Raw genomic sequence first — 17,366 nt, 5'->3', positions numbered from 1 at the left:
CGCCGCCCCGGATGAGACCCGTGCCCCGGCGCACGCCCGGCTCCTGACGGAGGCGGGCGCGTTCCGGCTCGGCCGGAACGCTCGCCACGTGGCCGTACCGGCGCGGGCCCGCCGCCACCGGGTCAGTGCAGGCGGGCCGGGGTGGGGGTCTCGCGCAGCGCCTCGACGACACTGTCGACGTGCGCACGCGCCGCCGCCTCCGCCGCGGCGCAGTCACCCGCGATCACGGCGTCGATGATCGCCAGATGCTGGGGCAGCGACTGCGCGGGGCGGCCGGGCCGCAGCGCGAGACGGAACTGGTAGCGCACCATCTGCCCGTTCATCCGGTCCAGCAGCTCCTGCGCGACCTTCTGGTCACTGACCTCGCCGATGCACTCGTGAAGCCTGCGGTTGAGCACCGAGTAGGCGTCCGGGTCCCCCTCGGCCACCGCCCGGCTCATCGCCGCGCCGATGTCCTTGAGCTCCTGGCGCACCTCGTCCGACGCGTACTCCGCGGCCCGCCGGGCGCAGAGCCCCTCCAGCAGGGCCCGGCACTCGGTGATCTGGATCGCCTCCTCGACGGAGATCACCCGGACCCGCGCCCCGCGCCGGGGAATCAGCTCCACCAGCCCCTCTGCCGCCAGGTCCTGGAGCGCCTCGCGCACCGAGCTCCGGGTGGCCCCGAAGACCTCGGACAGCTCCTGCTCGACCAGACGCTGACCGGGCACCATGTCCCCCGCCGCGAGCGCCGCCCGGATACCGCTGGAGACCGCGCTCCGGCCCGCCCGGCCGGTGACCTGATTCGACGTCACCCCTCCGCCTTCCGTACATCGTCGGGAAAATCCGCGCGCCGCGTGGACTCCACGGCTGCGCCATCAGCGATGATGCCCGAAACTTTCTCGTCAGGCATATTGTCAACAATTTCATCGACGGTTACGGTGACGTGACAGCCGGCCGGGTCGGACGGCCCTGGGAGCGGCCCTCCGGCTGTGTACACGCAGGCACTTCGAAGAGGAACAGCGATGATCATCGACTGCCACGGCCACTACACGACGGCCCCGCCCGCGCTGGAGGCCTGGCGGAACCAGCAGATCACCGGTCTCGGGGACCCGTCCGTCGCGCCGAGAAGGGCAGATCTGAGGATCAGCGACGACGAGCTGCGCGAGAGTGTCGAGTCGAACCAGCTGCGGCTGATGGACGAGCGCGGCATCGACATGACGGTCTTCTCGCCGAGGGCGTCGTTCATGGCCCACCATGTCGGTGATTTCAGCACCTCCTCCGAGTGGGCCGCCATCTGCAACGAGCTGTGCTTCCGCGTCAGCCGGCTCTTCCCGGAGCGCTTCGTCCCCGCCGCGATGCTCCCCCAGTCGCCGGGCGTCGACCCCGCGACCTGCATACCGGAACTCACCAGGTGCGTCGAGGAGTACGGTGCCGTCGCGCTGAACCTCAACCCGGACCCCTCCGGCGGCCACTGGACCGCGCCGCCCCTCACCGACCGCTCGTGGTACCCCCTGTACGAGAAGATGGCCGAGTACGACGTCCCCGCGATGGTGCACGTCAGCACCAGCGTGAACCCCGCGTTCCACACGACGGGGGCGCACTATCTCAACGCCGACACCACCGCCTTCATGCAACTGGTGCAGGGCGACCTGTTCGCGGACTTCCCCACCCTCCGGCTGGTCATCCCGCACGGCGGCGGCGCCGTCCCCTATCACTGGGGCAGGTTCCGCGGTCTGGCCATGGCACTCGGGAAGCCGTCCCTGGAGGAGCACGTCCTCGGCAACGTCTTCTTCGACACCTGCGTCTACCACCAGCCCGGCTCGGACCTCCTGTTCGACGTGGTGCCCACCCGGAACATCCTCTTCGCCTCGGAGATGATCGGCGCCGTCCGCGACATCGACCCCCGGACCGGCCATCATTTCGACGACACCCGCCGCTACGCCGAGGCCGCAGGGCTGCCCGAGAAGGACCTCTCCGACATCCAGGAGCACAATGCCCGCTCCGTGTACCCGCGCCTCGACGCCCTGCTGAAGCTCCAGGGCCGCTGAACCCGCGGGCGGAGCCCGCCCGTGGCCGACGCTCGCCGATCCCGCGTACCTGGGCGCCGCTCCGCTCCGCGCGTCCGGACGGACACGCACCACCGCACCGACGTCCCCCCATGAACCACAGGAGTTCTCATGAGTGCGCCTTCGCCCAGGACACCGGGCTGGCTGAACTGGTACCAGGATCCGTCCACGCCGTCGTTCCGGCTGCCGCGGGGCACGGTCGACGCCCACTGCCATGTGTTCGGGCCGCAGGCCGAGTTCCCCTTCGCGCCGGAGCGCAAATACACGCCCTGTGACGCGAGCAAGACGCAACTCGCGTCACTGCACGCCCACTTGGGCGTGAGCCGTGCCGTCATCGTCCAGGCCACCTGCCACGGTGCGGACAACACCGCGATGACGGACGCCGTCCGCGCGTCCGGTGGCAGGGCACGCGGCATCGCGACCGTACGGCCCGGCATCTCCGACGCCGAACTGCGGGAGCTGGACGCCGCCGGGGTGCGTGGAGTGCGCTTCAACTTCCTGCGCCGTCTGGTCGACACCTCCCCGAAGGAGGACCTGCGGACGATCGCGAAGAAGATCGCTCCGCTCGGCTGGCACATCGTGCTCTACTTCGAGAGCGCTGATCTGCCCGAGCTGGAGGGCTTCTTCGGCTCCCTGCCCGCTCCCCTCGTGGTGGACCACATGGGCCGGCCGGATGTGGACCTTCCGGCGGACGGACCGCAGTTCGACCGCTTCCTGCGCTTCGTCGGCGCGCACGACGTCTGGGTGAAGGTGACCTGCCCCGAGCGCCTCAGCGTGACCGGGCCCCCCGCTCTCGACGGGGAGCGGCACGCCTACACCGACGTGGTGCCCTTCGGCCGCCGTGTGATCGAGGAGTTCCCGGACCGCGTGCTGTGGGGCACGGACTGGCCCCACCCCAACCTCACCGGTCACATGCCCGACGACGGGCTCCTGGTCGACCACGTGCCGCGGGTCGCGGTCACGCCCGAGCAGCAGCACAAGCTCCTCGTCGACAACCCGATGCGCCTCTACTGGCCCGGCGAAGACGTCTGACCCCCTCCGCACCCCCGCACCCGCACTCCGACAGGGACCGTCCCATGCAGCACGCCAATTCGGCGAACCGGCTGGACCGACTGCCGATCTCCCGCTTCCACAAGACCACTCTGCTCGCCATCGCGTTCGCCTACTTCTTCGAGTTCGCGGACATCAACAGCTTCGCGACGACCGCTCCCAAGCTGGTCGACCTGTGGGGCGTGACGGTAAGCCAGGTCGCCTACGTGACCTCGCTGTCGTTCGTCGGCATGTTCATCGGCTCCATCGTCGCCGGAGCCCTGGCCGACCGGTGGGGCCGCAAGACGACCCTGCTCCGCACCATCCTGTTCTTCGGGTTCTTCTCGTTCGTGTCGGTGTTCTCGTGGGACATCTTCTCGCTGGGCGTCTTCCGGGTGCTCACCTCGGCGGGCCTGTCCGCGATGACCGTCGTGGCGGTCATCTACGTCAACGAGCTGTATCCGGCCGCGGTCCGGGGCAAGTACCAGGCGTACGCGATGGTCATCGGCATCTGCGGCACACCGGCCACCAATCTGATCGCCAGCTTCGTCGTCCCGCTCAGCGACTGGTCCTGGCGGCTGGTGTACCTGTGGGGCGCCCTCGGCGTCGTCCTCGTCCTGTTCGCCAGGCACCTCAAGGAGTCCCCCCGCTGGCACGAGAGCCGGGGCGACCACGCGGCGGCCGACGCGGTCCTGCGTGAGATCGAGGCCTCGGTGATCGCCGAGAAGGGGCCGCTGGCCGAACCCGCGGAGCCGGTGGAGGAGCCCCCGGCCGTCAAGGCTCCGGTGCGTCTGCTGCTGCAGAAGCGGTACCTCGCGCCGACGCTCCTGCTGACCGTCCTGTGGGTGACCCAGACCATCGGCTTCTTCGGCTACTCCAGCTTCGCGCCGACCCTGCTGTCCGAGGAGGGCTTCAGCGTCGAGAAGTCCGTCTTCTACATCGCCCTCACCACCGTCGGCGCGCCCCTGGGCTCCTTCCTGGCCTCCCTGGTCACCGACCGGTTCGAGCGCAAGTGGTGTCTCGTCGCCTTCGGCGTGGTCATCGCCACCTGCGGTCTGCTGTACGGGCTGACCTTCGACCCGGTCCTGATCGTGATCTTCGGCTTCCTGGTGAACCTCTTCGAGCGCGGCTACACCGCCCTCGCGTACGCCTACTCCCCCGAGCTCTTCGACACCCGGAGCCGCTCGCTGGGCACGGGCATCACCTACGGGATCGGCCGGCTGTCGAACGCGGCGGGCCCGCTGATCATCGCCGCGCTCTACAACCGCACCGGCTACCAGAGCGTCTTCTACTTCATCGCGGGTGTCTGGATGGTGGGCGCGGTCGCCCTGGCCGTCTTCGGCCCCCGCACCAGGCCGTCGCGTCCGGTGGCACGGAAGCCGAAGGCCGTCACATCCGCTTCGTGAGGGCGCGGCTCCTCGGCACCACGACGGGCGCCGCGTCGCCGGGTGCGCGCAGGATGTCGGCGTCCAGCCCGTAGAGCTCCTTCACCAGGGTCTCGTCGACCGTCTCGTCCGGCTTGCCCCGGGCGACGACCCGTCCGTCCTTCATGGCGACGAGGAGGTCGGCGTAGCGGGACGCGGCCACCAGGTCGTGCTGCACCATGACGACGGTGCGTCCGGTGGCGGCGACCTCCCGTACCAGTTCCAGGACTTCCACGGCGTGGCCGAGGTCGAGGGCGCTGGTCGGTTCGTCGAGCAGGATGACCGGGGTGTGCTGGGCGAGGACCATCGCGAGCCAGCACCGCTGGCGCTGGCCGCCGGAGAGCCTGTCGAGGCGCTCCGCGGCCAGTTCCGTCGTTCCGGTGGCCTCCAGCGCGTCGCGTACGGCGTGCTCGTCCTCCCGGGACCACTGGCGCAGGAGGCCCTGCTGGGGGTGGCGGCCGTAGCGTACGAGCCCCGCGACGGTGACGGCCTCGGGGGCGCGCGGCGACTGTGGCAGCAGGGCGACGCGGTGGGCGGCCCGGCGCCTGCCGAGCCCCCAGATGTCCTCGCCGCCGACCCTGACGGTTCCCGAGTCGGGGCGGTGCAGGCGTGCGACGGTGCGCAGCAGGGTGGACTTCCCGCAGCCGTTGGGGCCGACGATCGCGACGACCTGGCCCGCGGGCACGGTGAGACCGACATTCTCGACGACGGGCCGGCCGGGGTATCCGGCGTGCAGTGCGGTGATCTCGAGCCCGGGGGCGGTCTCACGGGAGGTTTCGGTCATGGGAGTGGTCATGCCTTTCCGGTGGCACGGTCCGGGCGGAACAGGACCCAGAGCAGGAAGGGGCCGCCGAGGACGCTGGTGACGACGCCGACGGGGAGTTCGACCGGGGCGGCGACACGTCCGAGCGCGTCGGCCGCGGCGATCAGGGCGGCACCGGTCAGCGCCGAGCCCATGACCGGGACCCGGGTGGGTCCCGACAGGCGCTGGGCGAGGATCGGGGCGGCGAGGGCCACGAAGGCGATCGGACCGCCGACGCCGACGGCCGTGCCCGCGAGGGCGACGGCGAGTGCCAGCGCGCAGGCACGCAGCCGGCGCAGGTCCACGCCGAGCGAGGCGGCCACGTCGTCGTCGAAGCGCAGCAGTTGGAGCCGGTGTCCGACCGCGAGGGCGAGCGGGACGAGGAACAGCAGGACGAGCGCCAGGGGTGTACCGACGCCCCAGTCCCGGCCGTTGAGGCTGCCCACGGTCCAGAGGAAGACGCCACCCGCGGTGTTGTCGTTCTCGCGGGACATGATCAGGTCGCTCACGGCGCCGATGAAGGTGGAGACGCCGATGCCGGTCACCAGGACGCGGTATCCGGCGGTTCCGGCTCCGCCCGCGCACAGGACGACGATCGCGGCGGCGGCGACGGCGCCGATCGGGCCGAGCCACCAGTCGCCCACCATGCCGGTGGTGGAGCCCGCGGCGGCGGCGATCACGGCGGCCGTGGCACCGTCGTTGACGCCGACGAGGTCGGGGGTGGCGAGGCGGTTGCCGGCCAGGGTCTGGGTGAGGCAGCCCGCGATGCCGATTGCGGCACCGACCATGAGCCCGGCGAAGATCCGGGGCAGCCGGAAGTCCCGCACGATCATGACGGTTCCGGCGTCCCCGGTGCCGAGGAGTCCCGAGAGGGTCTGGGACAGGCTCATGCCGGTCGAACTCGCCATCACCGCGAGGGCGACGAGGACCGCGAGCAGCGGCACGAGGAGCGCGGCGGCGAGCGCGCTGCGGCGCGGCACGAGCCAGGACAGCGTCCCGGTGCGCAGCACGGTGCTGTCGGGGGGTGTCACGTCCGCGACGGGAGCCGGGGCCGCCGTCGTCCCGGGGGCGGTCATGCCTCGGCCCCCGCGGTGGACAGGCGGGAGGAACGGGCGATCCAGATGAGCAGGGGACCGCCGACGAAGGCGAGCAGCACGCTGACGGGGGTCTCCCAGGGGCGGATGACGATCCGGGCGAGGATGTCGGCGAGGATCATGATGTCGGCCGCGATCAGTGCGGACAGGACGAGTTGGGCCGTCATGCGCGGCCCCGTCAGCGCCCTCGCGGCGTACGGGGCGAGGAGGCCCAGGAAGGCGATGGGACCGGCCACCGCTACCGCGCAGCCGGCGAGCAGCGAGACCGCTCCGGCGACGACGAGCCGTATGCGGCCCGGGTGGTGGCCGAGTGAGCGGGCGCCGTCGTCCCCGAGGCCGAGCGCCGAGAGGGGGCGGGCGCAGCCGAGCGCGGTGAGCAGGCCGAGCGCCACCAGGGGCAGCAGGGGGACGAGGTCGGAGGTCTCGACTCCCGCGAGCGAGCCGATCGTCCAGTACCGGTAGGTGTCGAAGGTCGACTGGGTGCCGAGCAGGACGTAGGAGGTGCATCCGTGGAAGGTGGCGCCCAGTGCCGATCCGGCCAGGACGAGACGCAGCGGTGAGCCCGCGGTGCGTCCCGACGCGGCGAAGAGCAGGACGACGGCGCTCGCGGCCATGCCTCCGGTCAGCGCCCATACGAGCAGCGCGCCCGGGGAGTCGGCGCCGAAGAAGGTGAGCCCGAGCACAACGGCGAACGCGGCGCCCGAGTTGACGCCCAGCAGGCCCGTCTCGGCGAGCGGATTGCGGGTGGCGGCCTGGAGCAGGCATCCGGCGGCGCCGAGGCAGGTGCCGACGAGGACGGCGGCGAGCGTGCGCGGCAGGCGTACGTCCATGACGGCCAGCCGGACCTGGGCGTCGGCGCGGGCGGCGGGGTCTCCGAGGACGAAGTCCCAGGCGCGTCCGACCGTGCTCGCGCCGGTGCCGATGACGAGGGAGAGCAGCACGAGGGCCGCGAGCAGAAGGAGAAGTCCCGTGGCGAACCATGCAGTTGGCCGCCCCTGGGGCGGGGGGACTTCCGAGGGGCGGGATCCGGCTGTTCTCCCCGGACCCCCTTGCGCTATCGACATAAGGGTAGCCTAACCTAAGTCAGCTCGTCCGGTTCCGCCGGGTCCCAGGGCACACCCATGCCCTGAAGTGGCGTGATGTGCACTGCTTCTCTCCTTGTACGACCTCGGAGAGCACCCCGGCCGGAACGGGAATCGTCCGAACGCAAACGGAGATCCAAGGCCATGGCGCCGTATTCGTCCTTCTCGTCCCGCCTTATCGCACGTCCTGTCGCATCCGCCACGCTGCTCGCCCTTGGCGCTCTCGCCCTGAGCGCCTGTGGATCCGAGGACAAAGCCGGGACCGCCGGAGCGGACGCCTCGGCGACCACCCAGGTCACCGACGCCACCGGGACCAAGGTGAAGGTTCCCGCGGCGCCGGAACGCGTGGTCGCGCTCAGCGAGATGGACCTGGACGCGTCCCTCGCCCTGGGTGTCGAGCCGGTGGGCCTGACCGCGGGACGCGGCCAGAAGGGCGCGCCCCAGTACCTCGCGGACCAGGCGAAGGGCATCCCCGTGGTGGGCGCCGTGACCGGCCCCGACATCGAGAAGGTGGTGCAGGCGAAGCCGGACGTGATCCTCGCCGGGCAGCTCGCCGACGAGCAGGTGCTCGCGCAGCTCCGGAAGATCGCGCCCACCGTCGTCACCATCGGCAGCACCAAGGACTGGAAGAAGGCCCTCCAGCTCACCGGCTCGACGCTGGGCAAGGCCAACGAGGCCGAGAAGTTCCTCGCCGGCTACGAGACCGAGGCCGCGGCCCTCAAGACCGACCTCGGCTCGCAGGCGGGCGCGAGCGTGTCCGTCGCCCGCTACTCGGCCAAGGGCACCGCCGTCATGCAGCAGGGCGTCTTCATCAGCGACGTCCTGAAGGACCTCGGCTTCACCCGCCCGGGCATCCAGAAGGACCAGGGCGAGGGCCACTCGACGCCGCTCAGCGACGAGAACCTCAAGGAGATCGACGGCGACTGGCTGTTCATCGGCTCCCTCGACGCGGGCACCGACGCCGACCTCCTGGACCAGCTGGCGGAGAAGCCCGCCTACCAGCAGCTGGGCGCCGTGCGCGACAAGCACGCCACGGTCGTCGACGGCACCAAGTGGACCAGCCTCGGCGGCGCCCAGGCGGCCGTATCGGTGCTCGAAGACATCCGGAAGGCCATGGTCAAGTGAGCACAGGGCAGGAACTCACCGGCCGGCTCGCCCTCGTGACGGGTGCCGGCGGAGGCATAGGCGAGGCGGTCGTGCACGCCCTCGCCGGCCTGGGGGCCCGCGTCGTCGCCACCGACCTGACCGAGGACGGTGTCGCCGCCCTCGCGAAGGTGTACGACGGCCGGGTGGCCGCACGGGCGCTCGACGTGACGGACTCCTCGGCCGTCGAAAGTCTCGTCGCCCGGACCGAGGACACCCTCGGCCCCCTGGATATCGCGGTCAACGTGGCCGGAGTCCTGAGCGGTTCGGCGGTCGCGGACATGCCGGACGAGGAGTGGGCGGCCACCTTCGCCGTCAACACGAACGGCGTCTTCCACGTGTCGCGGTCCGTCTCCCGCCGCATGGCGGGGCGGGGTTCGGGAAGCATCGTCACCGTCGCGTCCAACGCCGCGGGCATCCCCCGTACGAACATGGCGGCGTACGCGGCCTCCAAGGCGGCGGCCGTGATGTTCACCAAGTGCCTCGGCCTCGAAGTGGCGCCCAAGGGCGTGCGGTGCAACACCGTGTCCCCCGGATCGACCCTCACCGACATGCAGCGCGGCATGTGGACGGCGGGTGCGGAGGAGGCCTCCGCCCGTGCCGTCGTCGAGGGCGACCCGGCGGCGTACCGCACCGGAATCCCCCTCGGCCGGATCGCGGAACCCTCCGACATAGCCGACGCGGTCGCCTTCCTGGTGTCCGACCGGGCCCGCCACATCACCATGCACGACCTCTACGTCGACGGCGGAGCCACCCTGCGGGCCTGAACCCGCTCCGCCCTCGTCCACGGCGGAGCCACCCTGCGGGCCTGAACCCGTTCCGCCGTCACCCTGCCGCAGTTCGAGCCATCCCCCCTGGAGACCACCCATGTCTGCCTCTCTGCGCGTCCATGCCGCTCCTCCCCCTCACACCGCCCCCGGCGCGGCGACCGCCCTGCTGGAGGCCTACCGGCCCGGCACGGACCGCTTCCTCGCGACGCCCCGGCACACCCTGCTCGGCTCCGGAACCCGGGCGCCGGTGCCGCACGACGACCGCCCCCTGACCCTGCGGGTACGGGAGGTCCTGGACGCCTCCCGGGGCGCGGGCGGTCCCGTGCCGGTCGTCGTGGGCGCCGTACCGTTCGCCCCCGACGGCACGGCTGCCCTGGCCGTCCCCGAGACCCTGCGGTGGGCGGGCGCGCTGCGCGCGGACCCGCTCATCGCCCTGCACGGCCCTGAGGTGGAGCCGGGTGACGACTGGCGGATACGTGAGGTGCCGGCCGCCGAGGAGTACGCCGAGGCGGTCGCCGCCGCCGTGAAGCGGATGCGGGCCGGGGAGTTCGACAAGGTCGTCCTCGCCCGCACCCTGGAGCTGACCTCCGCGCGTGACCTCGATCTGCCGGCCATGCTGAGCCGGCTGGCGCGCCGCGACCCTGAGGGCTACACCTTCGCGGTGCCCAGCGGACCGGGACGCACCCTCGTGGGCGCGAGCCCCGAGCTGCTCGTGTCCCGCCGGGGCGCCCGGCTCGTCGCCAATCCGCTGGCGGGCTCGGCACCCCGCAGCGGTGATCTGGCGGAGGACGTCCGCAGGGCCGCCGCGCTGCTGGACTCGCCGAAGGACCTGCACGAACACGCGGTCGTGGTCGACGCCATCCGCGAGGCGCTGGCGCCGTTCTGCGCCGGCCTGGACGTGCCGGAGCGCCCCACCCTCATCCGCACGGCCGCCATGTGGCACCTGTCGACGACCCTGACCGGGGAGCTGCGCGACCCCGGGTCCACCGCCCTGGACCTGGCCTCCGCCCTGCATCCCACCCCGGCGGTCTGCGGCACCCCGACCGAGGTGGCCAGGCAGGTCATCGCGGACTCGGAACCCTTCGACCGCGGCGCCTACACCGGCATGGTCGGGTGGCAGGACGCGGACGGCGACGGCGACTGGGTCGTGACGATCCGCTGCGCCGAGGCCGAGGGCCGCACCCTGCGGCTGTTCGCCGGGGCCGGTGTGGTCGCCGAGTCCTCGCCCGCCGCCGAGACGGCGGAGACCGGGGCCAAGTTCCGGACGTTCCTGAGCGCCGTGGGAGCAGCCCTGTGACCACCCTCCAGGAAGCCGACGCCCCCACCTGGCCCGCCGAGTTCGCCGAGCGCTACCGTGCCGCGGGCCACTGGCGCGGCGAGACGTTCGGCGGTGTGCTGCGTGAGCGCGCCGCCGCGCACCCCGACCGCGTCGCGCTCGTGGACCCCTCCCCCGCGCGCCGCGAGTGGACGTACGGGGAACTGGACGAGCGTGCCTCGCGGATGGCGGCCGGCTTCGCGGCGCGCGGGATCTCCCGGGGCGACCGGGTCGTCGTACAGCTCCCGAACACCGCCGAGTTCGTCGAGGTCGTCTTCGCGCTGTTCCGGATCGGCGCGTTGCCCGTCTACGCGCTGCCCGCGCACCGGGAGACGGAGATCGAGTACTTCTGCTCCTTCACCGAGGCCGTCGCCTACGTCGTCCCGGACCGGCACGCGGGCTTCGACCACCTGGCGCTCGCCTCGAAGGTCAAGGAGCGCACGCCGTCCCTGAAGCACGTGTTCGTGGCCGGGTCCCCCGGCGGACACACCGCTCTGTCGGACGTGCCGTGCGACCCCTCGGAGACCGGGTACGAGCCCGAGCCGCACGACCTGGCCTTCCTTCAGCTGTCGGGCGGCACGACCGGGGTGCCGAAGCTCATCCCCCGTACGCACGACGACTACATCTACTCGCTGCGGGGATCCAACGAGATCTGCGGGGTGGACGGCTCCACCCGCTTCCTCGTCGTGCTCCCTGCCGCGCACAACTTCCCGATGAGCTCGCCCGGCTGGCTCGGTGTGCTGTACGCCGGGGGGACCGTGGTGATGTGCCCCAGTCCCGACCCGGCGACGGCCTTCGCACTCGTGGAGCGCGAGCGCGTCACGATGACCGGGATGGTGCCGCCGCTCGCCCTGGTGTGGACGGAGGCGGGCCCCGGCACCGGGCACGACCTGTCGAGCCTGGAGCTGGTCCTCGTCGGCGGTGCCAAGTACAGCGAGTCGGCGGCCCGCCGTCTGGAACCCGCACTGGGGTGCCGGCTCATGCAGGTCTTCGGCATGGCCGAGGGTCTCGTCAACTACACGCGCCTGGACGACGATCACGAGACCGTGGTCACCACCCAGGGCAGGCCGATCTCCGAGGACGACGAGGTCCGCGTCGTCGACGACGCGGACGAGGACGTCCCCGAGGGCGGCTTCGGGCATCTGCTGACCCGCGGCCCGTACACCATCCGCGGCTACTGGCGTGCGCCCGAGCACAACCGCCGGGCCTTCACCGAGGACGGTTTCTACCGCACCGGTGACATCGTGCGCCGCACCCCGACGGGCCATCTGGTCGTCGAGGGACGCGCCAAGGACCAGATCAACCGGGGCGGCGAGAAGGTCGCTCCGGAGGAGGTCGAGAACATCATCCTCGCCCACCCCTCGGTGCACGACGTCTCCGTCGTCGGCGTGGCCGACGAGTACCTGGGGGAGCGCACCCTCGCCTACGTCATCCTCCGCGAGGGCGCCGAGGCCCTGAAACCGGCCGCGGTCAAACGCCTCGTGCGTGAGCGCGGTGTCGCCGCGTACAAGATCCCCGACCTCGTCGAGTTCGTCGAGGCGTTCCCGCAGACCGGCATCGGCAAGGTCAGCAAGAAGGGACTGCGGTCCGAGGCCGTCCCCGGCCGCGCCGTGTCCGCCCAGCACTGAGATCAGCACCGAGTTCCGCCCAGCGCGGCACCGAAAGGTTCCACCCCATGGCTCTTCCCGCCATCGCTTCCTACGCACTGCCGACCGACGCCGAGCTGCCCGCGAACCGCGTCGGCTGGACCGTCGACCCGGCGCGTGCCGTCCTGCTCGTCCACGACCTGCAGAACCACTTCCTCGGCGCGTTCCCCTCCGGCGAGCAGCCGCTCACCGGCATGCTCGACAACACCTCCCGCATCATCGAGCGGTCCCGCGGCCTCGGCGTGCCGGTCGTCTACTCGGTCCAGCGCGGCGGTCAGACGCCGGAGGAACGCGGACTCCAGCTCGACTTCTGGGGCCCCGGCGCCGCCGACGACCCCGAGGCGCTGGCGATCCCGGCGTCCGTCGCACCGGCCGACGGGGACACCGTGCTCACCAAATGGAAGTACAGCGCCTTCGCGCGGACCGAACTGGAGTCCCTGCTGCGCGACTCCGGCCGCGACCAGCTGGTGATCACCGGTGTGTACGCGCACATCGGGGTGCTCATGAGCGCCTGCGACGCGTGGATGCGCGACATCCAGGCCTTCGTCGTGGCCGACGCCGTGGCGGACTTCTCGCGCGAGGACCACGACATGGCGCTGCGCTGGGCGGCGGGCCGCTGCGCGGTCGTCACCACGACCGACGCGCTTCTGAAGGAGATCTGAACACCATGGCGCTCACCCTTGAACTGATCCGCCGGGATGTCGCCGACGCCCTCGGCGAGGACCCCGCGGACATCCCCCTGGACGAGAACCTCCTGGACTACGGCCTGGACTCCGTACGCATCATGGCGCTGCTGGGGCGCTGGCGGCGGGACCACGGGGTCGAGGCGGACTTCGCGGACCTCGCCGAGCAGCCCGCCGTCGAGGCCTGGGCACCGCTGCTGGGGGTGTCATGACCGCCCTGCTCACCGACGCCGGTCCCGGACCGGCCGGGGCGTCCGGTGTACTGCCGCTGACCGCCGCGCAGTCGGGCATGTGGTACGCGCAGTCGCTCGACCCGCTCAGCCCCGCGCAGAACACGGCGGAGTGCCTGGAGATCGAAGGACCCCTGGACCCGGAGCTGTTCGCCGGGGCGCTGCGCCGGGTGACCTCCGAGGCGGACGCGCTGCGCGTCCGTGTCGAGGACTCCCCCGAAGGACCGCGCCAGCGTGTCCTGGGCTCGGTCGTGCTCCCGCTGACCACCCACGATCTGCGCGAGGCGCCGGACGCTTCCCGGCAGGCCGAGGAGTGGATGCGCGCGGATCTGGCCGAGCCCTTCGACCTGGACGCGGGGCCGCTGTTCAGGCACGCCCTGTTCCGGGTGGGCGAGGAGCGGTGGCTCTGGTACCAGCGCATCCACCACCTCGTGATGGACGGCTTCGGCTACTCGCTGCTCGTACGCCGCACCGCCGAGGTCTACACGGCGCTCGCCGGCGGCGCGGAGCCCGGTCCCCGTACCTTCGGCCGGCTCGACGACCTGGTGGCCGAGGACGCCGCGTACCGGACGTCGGAGGCCTTCACGGCCGACCGCCGGCACTGGAACGAGGCCTTCTCCGACCGCCCCGAGGTGGCCCGGCTCGCCGGCCGGGGGGCGCTCCCGTCACGGACGTTCCTCCGCCGCACCGCCCACCTGGGCACCGGGACGACGGAGGCGGTGCGTGAACTCGCGGAGCGGCTCAGGGCGACCTGGCCCGACGTGCTGATCGCCGCTCAGGCCCTGTACACCTCCCGGGCGACCGGTCACCGGGAGGTCGTGCTCGGCCTGCCGATGATGGGCCGCATGGGGTCCGTGTCGCTGCGGGTGCCGGGCATGGTGATGAACGTCCTGCCGCTGCGCCTGGACGTGTCCCCCGAGGCGACCTTCGCCGAGCTGGTCCGCCAGGTCGTGCTGGGCATCCGCGAGGTCCGCCGCCACCAGCGCTACCGCTACGAGGACATCCGCCGCGACCTGCGGCTGCTCGGGGAGAACCGCGGGCTGGTCGGGCCCCTCGTCAACGTCATGCCCTTCGACTACGACGTGGACTTCGCGGGCGCCCCGGCGCGGGCCCGGAACCTGTCCGCGGGACCGGTCGACGATCTGACGCTGAACATCTACGACCGCGCGGACGGGCGCGGCCTGCGCATCGACCACGACGGCAATCCCGCCCTGTACGGGGACGAGCAGCTGGCCGCCCATCAGGAGCGGTTCCTGCATCTGGTGGAGCGGCTGAGCCGGACCGACCCGCATCTGCCGACGGCCGCGCACGGGATCGCGACCCCGGCCGAACTCGACCTGGTCGTCGGTACGTTCAACGACACGGGCCGGTCGCTCCCGCGCACCACCCTGATCGGCCCGATCGAGTCGCGCGCCGCGCGCACCCCCGACGCGACCGCCGTGGTGTACGGCGGCACCTCGCTCACCTACGAGGAGCTGAACACCCGGGCCAACCGGCTGGCCCGGCACCTGCGGACGCTCGGTGCCCGGCCGGGCGCGGTGGTGGCGGTGTCGGTCCCGCGCTCGGTGGAGCTGATCGTCTCCCTGCTCGCCGTGCTGAAGGCGGGGGCCGCGTATCTGCCGCTGGACCCGGACTATCCGGAGCAGCGGCTCACCTACATGCTCCAGGACGCGGCACCGGTGTGCGCGGTGACCGACCGTGCGGGCAGGCTCCCCGAGGACACCGGGACGCCGCTGGTGGTCCTGGACGGCCTCGACGTCTCCGGACACCTCTGGGTGAACCCCTCGCGGCCCCTCACCCCGGCCCATCCCGCGTACGTCATCTACACGTCGGGCTCCACGGGACGCCCCAAGGGCGTCGTCGTCTCGCACGGGGCGATCGACAACCGGCTGCGCTGGATGCAGAGCGCCTACGGGCTGACCTCGGACGACCGGGTGCTGCAGAAGACCCCGTCGTCGTTCGACGTGTCGGTGTGGGAGTTCTTCTGGCCGCTGCGCCAGGGCGCGGTGCTCGTCGTCGCCGAGCCCGGCGGCCACAAGGACCCGGCCTATCTGTCCCGGCTGATCCGCGAACAGGGGGTCACGACCTGCCACTTCGTGCCGTCGATGCTCCAGGTCTTCCTGGCGGAGACGGAGACGGGAGCCGAGTCCCGCGGCAGCCTCCGCAGGGTCTTCTGCAGCGGTGAGGCGCTGCCCCGCGAGACCGCCGACGCCTTCGGGCGGCAGCTGCCCGGCGTGGAGCTGCACAATCTGTACGGCCCGACGGAGGCGGCCGTCGACGTCACGTACCACGCGTGCGCGGCGGACGCCACGGGCCCCGTGCCGATCGGCCGCCCGGTCTGGAACACGCGTCTGCACGTACTCGACGCGGCGCTGCACCCCTGTCCGCCCGGCGTTCCGGGAGAGCTCCATCTCTCCGGGCGCCAGCTCGCGGAGGGCTATCTCGGCCGTCCCGGGCTGACCGCGTCCCGTTTCGTCGCCGACCCCTTCGGGCGGCCCGGCGAACGCATGTACCGCACCGGCGACCTGGCGCACTGGACCGAGGACGGCGAGGTCGTCTACCTCGGCCGCACGGACGACCAGGTCAAGCTGCGCGGGCAACGCATCGAGCTCGGCGAGATCGAGACCGCGCTGACGGAGCGGGACGGGGTGGACGGGGCCTGCGCCCTCGTGAGGGAGGACCGGCCGGGTGAGCAGCGGCTCGTCGGCTACATCACGGGCGGCGCCGATCCGGTGGCCGTACGCGCCTCGCTGGCACGGGAGCTGCCGGAGCACATGGTGCCCGCGGCGGTGGTGGCCCTGGACGCGTTCCCGCTCAGCCCGAACGGCAAGCTGGACCGGCGTGCCCTGCCCGCACCGGTGTTCAGCGGCGGGGCGGGCTCGCGGCGCCCGTCCGGCGCGCGGGAGGAGGCGCTCACGCGGCTCTTCGCCGAGGTGCTCGGCGTCGCCACGGTGGGCCCGGACGACGCGTTCTTCGACCTGGGCGGCACCTCGTTGCTCGCGGTCCGGCTCGTGGCCCGTGTCCGGGAGGAGTTCGGGACGGAGCTGACCATCGGCTCGCTGTTCGAGTCCCCGACCCCGGCGGCGCTCGCCGCCCGGCTGGAGTCCACCGGCGAGGCGTCCGAGGACGCGCTCGGCGTCGTCCTGCGGCTGCGCGGCGGGGACGGACGGCCTCCACTGTTCGCCATCCATCCGGCCGGCGGCATCGCCTGGTGCTACGCGGGACTGTCGGCCCGCCTCGGCGCCGAGCAGCCGGTGTACGGCATCCAGGCCCGCGGCCTGACCGGGGACGAGGAGCTGCCGCGCACCCTCCAGGAGGAGGCGGCGGACTATCTCCGGCACATCCGCGCGATCCAGGAGCACGGCCCGTACCGGCTGTTGGGCTGGTCGGTCGGCGGGGTGCTGGCGCACACCGTGGCCGTGCTGCTCCAGGAGGCGGGCGAGGAGGTCGAGCTGCTGGCCCTGCTGGACTCGTTCCCCGCCGAGCAGTGGCGCGAGCGTCCCGCCCCCGAGGAGGGCGACGCGCTGACCGCCGTCCTGCGCATGGCGGGCTTCGAGCGCACGCACGAGCGGAACCGCGAGGACGTGCTGGCGACGCTGCGCCGGGCGGGGAGCCCGCTGGCCGGGCTCAGCGACCGTGCGCTGTCGAAGATCGTCGACATCGTCCCGAACCATGCCCGCATGATGCGCGAGCACCACCACCGGGGCTACGAGGGCAATCTGCTGTTCTTCACGGCCGCCGCCCCGCGCACGGAGGACTGGCTGACCCGTGAGGCGTGGCGAGCGCATGTGACCGGGGCCATCGACAACCACGATCTCGACTGCACGCACCCGCAGTTGATGCAGGACCGCTTTCTCGACGGCATCTGTGCCGTCCTGGCGGCCCGTCTGAAGGAGCTGGACGCATGAGTACGAGGAACGGCCCGTTCGACCCGGGTCCCGAGGGCGTCGCCACCCATCTGGTGCTGGAGAACGACGAGGGCCTGCTGTCGCTCTGGCCGGTCTGGCGGGAGGTGCCCCCGGGATGGTCCGTGCGGTTCGGTCCGGCTCCGCACGAGGCCTGTGCGGACGTGCTGGAGCCGGACCGGGAACGGGTGTGAGGGG

15 protein-coding genes are annotated in these 17,366 nt (G+C 72.2%); 11 read left to right on the top strand and 4 right to left on the bottom strand.

Annotated elements, in window-relative coordinates; genetic code table 11:
• Positions 1-122: 122 nt before the first annotated feature.
• Positions 123-791: a GntR family transcriptional regulator gene (locus AMK10_RS20225; RefSeq protein WP_073749201.1), complete on the bottom strand. Its 669-nt coding sequence runs from the start codon at positions 789-791 to the stop codon at positions 123-125.
• A gap of 210 nt (positions 792-1,001) precedes the next feature.
• Here AMK10_RS20225 and AMK10_RS20220 point away from each other — a divergent pair, with 210 nt between their 5' ends.
• The 3 genes from AMK10_RS20220 (at position 1,002) to AMK10_RS20210 (ending at position 4,480) form a co-directional block, all read left to right on the top strand.
• Positions 1,002-2,027 (top strand): amidohydrolase family protein, encoded by a 1,026-nt coding sequence (locus AMK10_RS20220; RefSeq protein ID WP_073749200.1) that lies wholly within the window; start codon positions 1,002-1,004, stop codon positions 2,025-2,027.
• Between the two features lie 129 nt (positions 2,028-2,156).
• Positions 2,157-3,077 carry an amidohydrolase family protein gene (locus AMK10_RS20215; RefSeq protein ID WP_073749199.1) on the top strand — a complete coding sequence of 307 codons (921 nt, stop codon included), beginning with the start codon at positions 2,157-2,159 and terminating at the stop codon, positions 3,075-3,077.
• Positions 3,078-3,121: 44 nt separating this feature from the next.
• Positions 3,122-4,480 (top strand): MFS transporter, encoded by a 1,359-nt coding sequence (locus tag AMK10_RS20210; protein WP_073749198.1) that lies wholly within the window; start codon positions 3,122-3,124, stop codon positions 4,478-4,480.
• Here the strand turns inward: AMK10_RS20210 and AMK10_RS20205 are convergent.
• Genes AMK10_RS20205 through AMK10_RS20195 form a run of 3 tightly spaced genes read right to left on the bottom strand, consistent with a single transcriptional unit; the run spans position 4,464 to position 7,458 of the window.
• Positions 4,464-5,282 carry an ABC transporter ATP-binding protein gene (locus AMK10_RS20205; RefSeq protein ID WP_073749197.1) on the bottom strand — a complete coding sequence of 273 codons (819 nt, stop codon included), beginning with the start codon at positions 5,280-5,282 and terminating at the stop codon, positions 4,464-4,466. The genes AMK10_RS20210 and AMK10_RS20205 overlap by 17 nt on opposite strands.
• 8 nt (positions 5,283-5,290) lie before the next feature.
• Positions 5,291-6,376, bottom strand: coding sequence for a FecCD family ABC transporter permease (locus AMK10_RS20200; RefSeq protein ID WP_073749196.1), 1,086 nt, complete (start codon positions 6,374-6,376; stop codon positions 5,291-5,293).
• A complete protein-coding gene (locus AMK10_RS20195; RefSeq protein WP_079180778.1) occupies positions 6,373-7,458 on the bottom strand; it encodes a FecCD family ABC transporter permease in 1,086 nt (361 codons plus the stop codon). The genes AMK10_RS20200 and AMK10_RS20195 overlap by 4 nt, the downstream gene beginning before the upstream one ends.
• Positions 7,459-7,620: 162 nt before the next feature.
• Between AMK10_RS20195 and AMK10_RS20190 the strand changes: the two genes are divergently transcribed.
• The 8 genes from AMK10_RS20190 (at position 7,621) to AMK10_RS20155 (ending at position 17,362) form a co-directional block, all read left to right on the top strand.
• Entirely contained in the window at positions 7,621-8,601 is a 981-nt protein-coding gene (locus tag AMK10_RS20190) for an ABC transporter substrate-binding protein (RefSeq protein ID WP_073749195.1), read from the top strand.
• A complete protein-coding gene (locus AMK10_RS20185) occupies positions 8,598-9,386 on the top strand; it encodes a 2,3-dihydro-2,3-dihydroxybenzoate dehydrogenase (protein WP_073749194.1) in 789 nt (262 codons plus the stop codon). The genes AMK10_RS20190 and AMK10_RS20185 overlap by 4 nt, the downstream gene beginning before the upstream one ends.
• A 100-nt stretch (positions 9,387-9,486) precedes the next feature.
• Positions 9,487-10,686 carry an isochorismate synthase gene (locus AMK10_RS20180; RefSeq protein WP_073749193.1) on the top strand — a complete coding sequence of 400 codons (1,200 nt, stop codon included), beginning with the start codon at positions 9,487-9,489 and terminating at the stop codon, positions 10,684-10,686.
• Positions 10,683-12,332: a (2,3-dihydroxybenzoyl)adenylate synthase gene (locus tag AMK10_RS20175; RefSeq protein ID WP_073749192.1), complete on the top strand. Its 1,650-nt coding sequence runs from the start codon at positions 10,683-10,685 to the stop codon at positions 12,330-12,332. The genes AMK10_RS20180 and AMK10_RS20175 overlap by 4 nt, the downstream gene beginning before the upstream one ends.
• 47 nt (positions 12,333-12,379) lie before the next feature.
• Entirely contained in the window at positions 12,380-13,012 is a 633-nt protein-coding gene (locus AMK10_RS20170) for an isochorismatase family protein (protein WP_073749191.1), read from the top strand.
• Positions 13,013-13,017: 5 nt separating this feature from the next.
• On the top strand, positions 13,018-13,245 hold the full coding sequence (locus AMK10_RS20165) for a phosphopantetheine-binding protein (RefSeq protein ID WP_073749190.1): 228 nt from the start codon (positions 13,018-13,020) through the stop codon (positions 13,243-13,245).
• The gene (locus AMK10_RS20160; RefSeq protein ID WP_073749189.1) at positions 13,242-17,171 is read left to right on the top strand and encodes a non-ribosomal peptide synthetase; all 3,930 of its coding nucleotides are present in this window, start codon (positions 13,242-13,244) and stop codon (positions 17,169-17,171) included. The genes AMK10_RS20165 and AMK10_RS20160 overlap by 4 nt, the downstream gene beginning before the upstream one ends.
• Positions 17,168-17,362: an MbtH family NRPS accessory protein gene (locus AMK10_RS20155; RefSeq protein ID WP_073749188.1), complete on the top strand. Its 195-nt coding sequence runs from the start codon at positions 17,168-17,170 to the stop codon at positions 17,360-17,362. Before AMK10_RS20160 ends, AMK10_RS20155 begins: the two co-directional genes overlap by 4 nt.
• Positions 17,363-17,366: the final 4 nt, after the last annotated feature.

It is taken from the genome of Streptomyces sp. CB02058 (assembly GCF_001905505.1).
Classification (GTDB): Bacteria; Actinomycetota; Actinomycetes; order Streptomycetales; family Streptomycetaceae; genus Streptomyces.
This window is presented reverse-complemented; position numbering and strand designations above follow the sequence as displayed.

Bases quoted from the DNA above. Each gene is read 5' to 3' on its own strand.
- AMK10_RS20160 (WP_073749189.1), top strand. From the start codon at position 13,242: ATGACCGCCCTGCTCACCGACGCCGGTCCCGGACCGGCCGGGGCGTCC.
- AMK10_RS20210 (WP_073749198.1), top strand. From the start codon at position 3,122: ATGCAGCACGCCAATTCGGCGAACCGGCTGGACCGACTGCCGATCTCC.
- AMK10_RS20180 (WP_073749193.1), top strand. From the start codon at position 9,487: ATGTCTGCCTCTCTGCGCGTCCATGCCGCTCCTCCCCCTCACACCGCC.
- AMK10_RS20195 (WP_079180778.1), bottom strand. From the start codon at position 7,458: ATGTCGATAGCGCAAGGGGGTCCGGGGAGAACAGCCGGATCCCGCCCC.
- AMK10_RS20155 (WP_073749188.1), top strand. From the start codon at position 17,168: ATGAGTACGAGGAACGGCCCGTTCGACCCGGGTCCCGAGGGCGTCGCC.
- AMK10_RS20215 (WP_073749199.1), top strand. From the start codon at position 2,157: ATGAGTGCGCCTTCGCCCAGGACACCGGGCTGGCTGAACTGGTACCAG.
- AMK10_RS20170 (WP_073749191.1), top strand. From the start codon at position 12,380: ATGGCTCTTCCCGCCATCGCTTCCTACGCACTGCCGACCGACGCCGAG.
- AMK10_RS20165 (WP_073749190.1), top strand. From the start codon at position 13,018: ATGGCGCTCACCCTTGAACTGATCCGCCGGGATGTCGCCGACGCCCTC.
- AMK10_RS20220 (WP_073749200.1), top strand. From the start codon at position 1,002: ATGATCATCGACTGCCACGGCCACTACACGACGGCCCCGCCCGCGCTG.
- AMK10_RS20205 (WP_073749197.1), bottom strand. From the start codon at position 5,282: ATGACCGAAACCTCCCGTGAGACCGCCCCCGGGCTCGAGATCACCGCA.
- AMK10_RS20190 (WP_073749195.1), top strand. From the start codon at position 7,621: ATGGCGCCGTATTCGTCCTTCTCGTCCCGCCTTATCGCACGTCCTGTC.
- AMK10_RS20200 (WP_073749196.1), bottom strand. From the start codon at position 6,376: ATGACCGCCCCCGGGACGACGGCGGCCCCGGCTCCCGTCGCGGACGTG.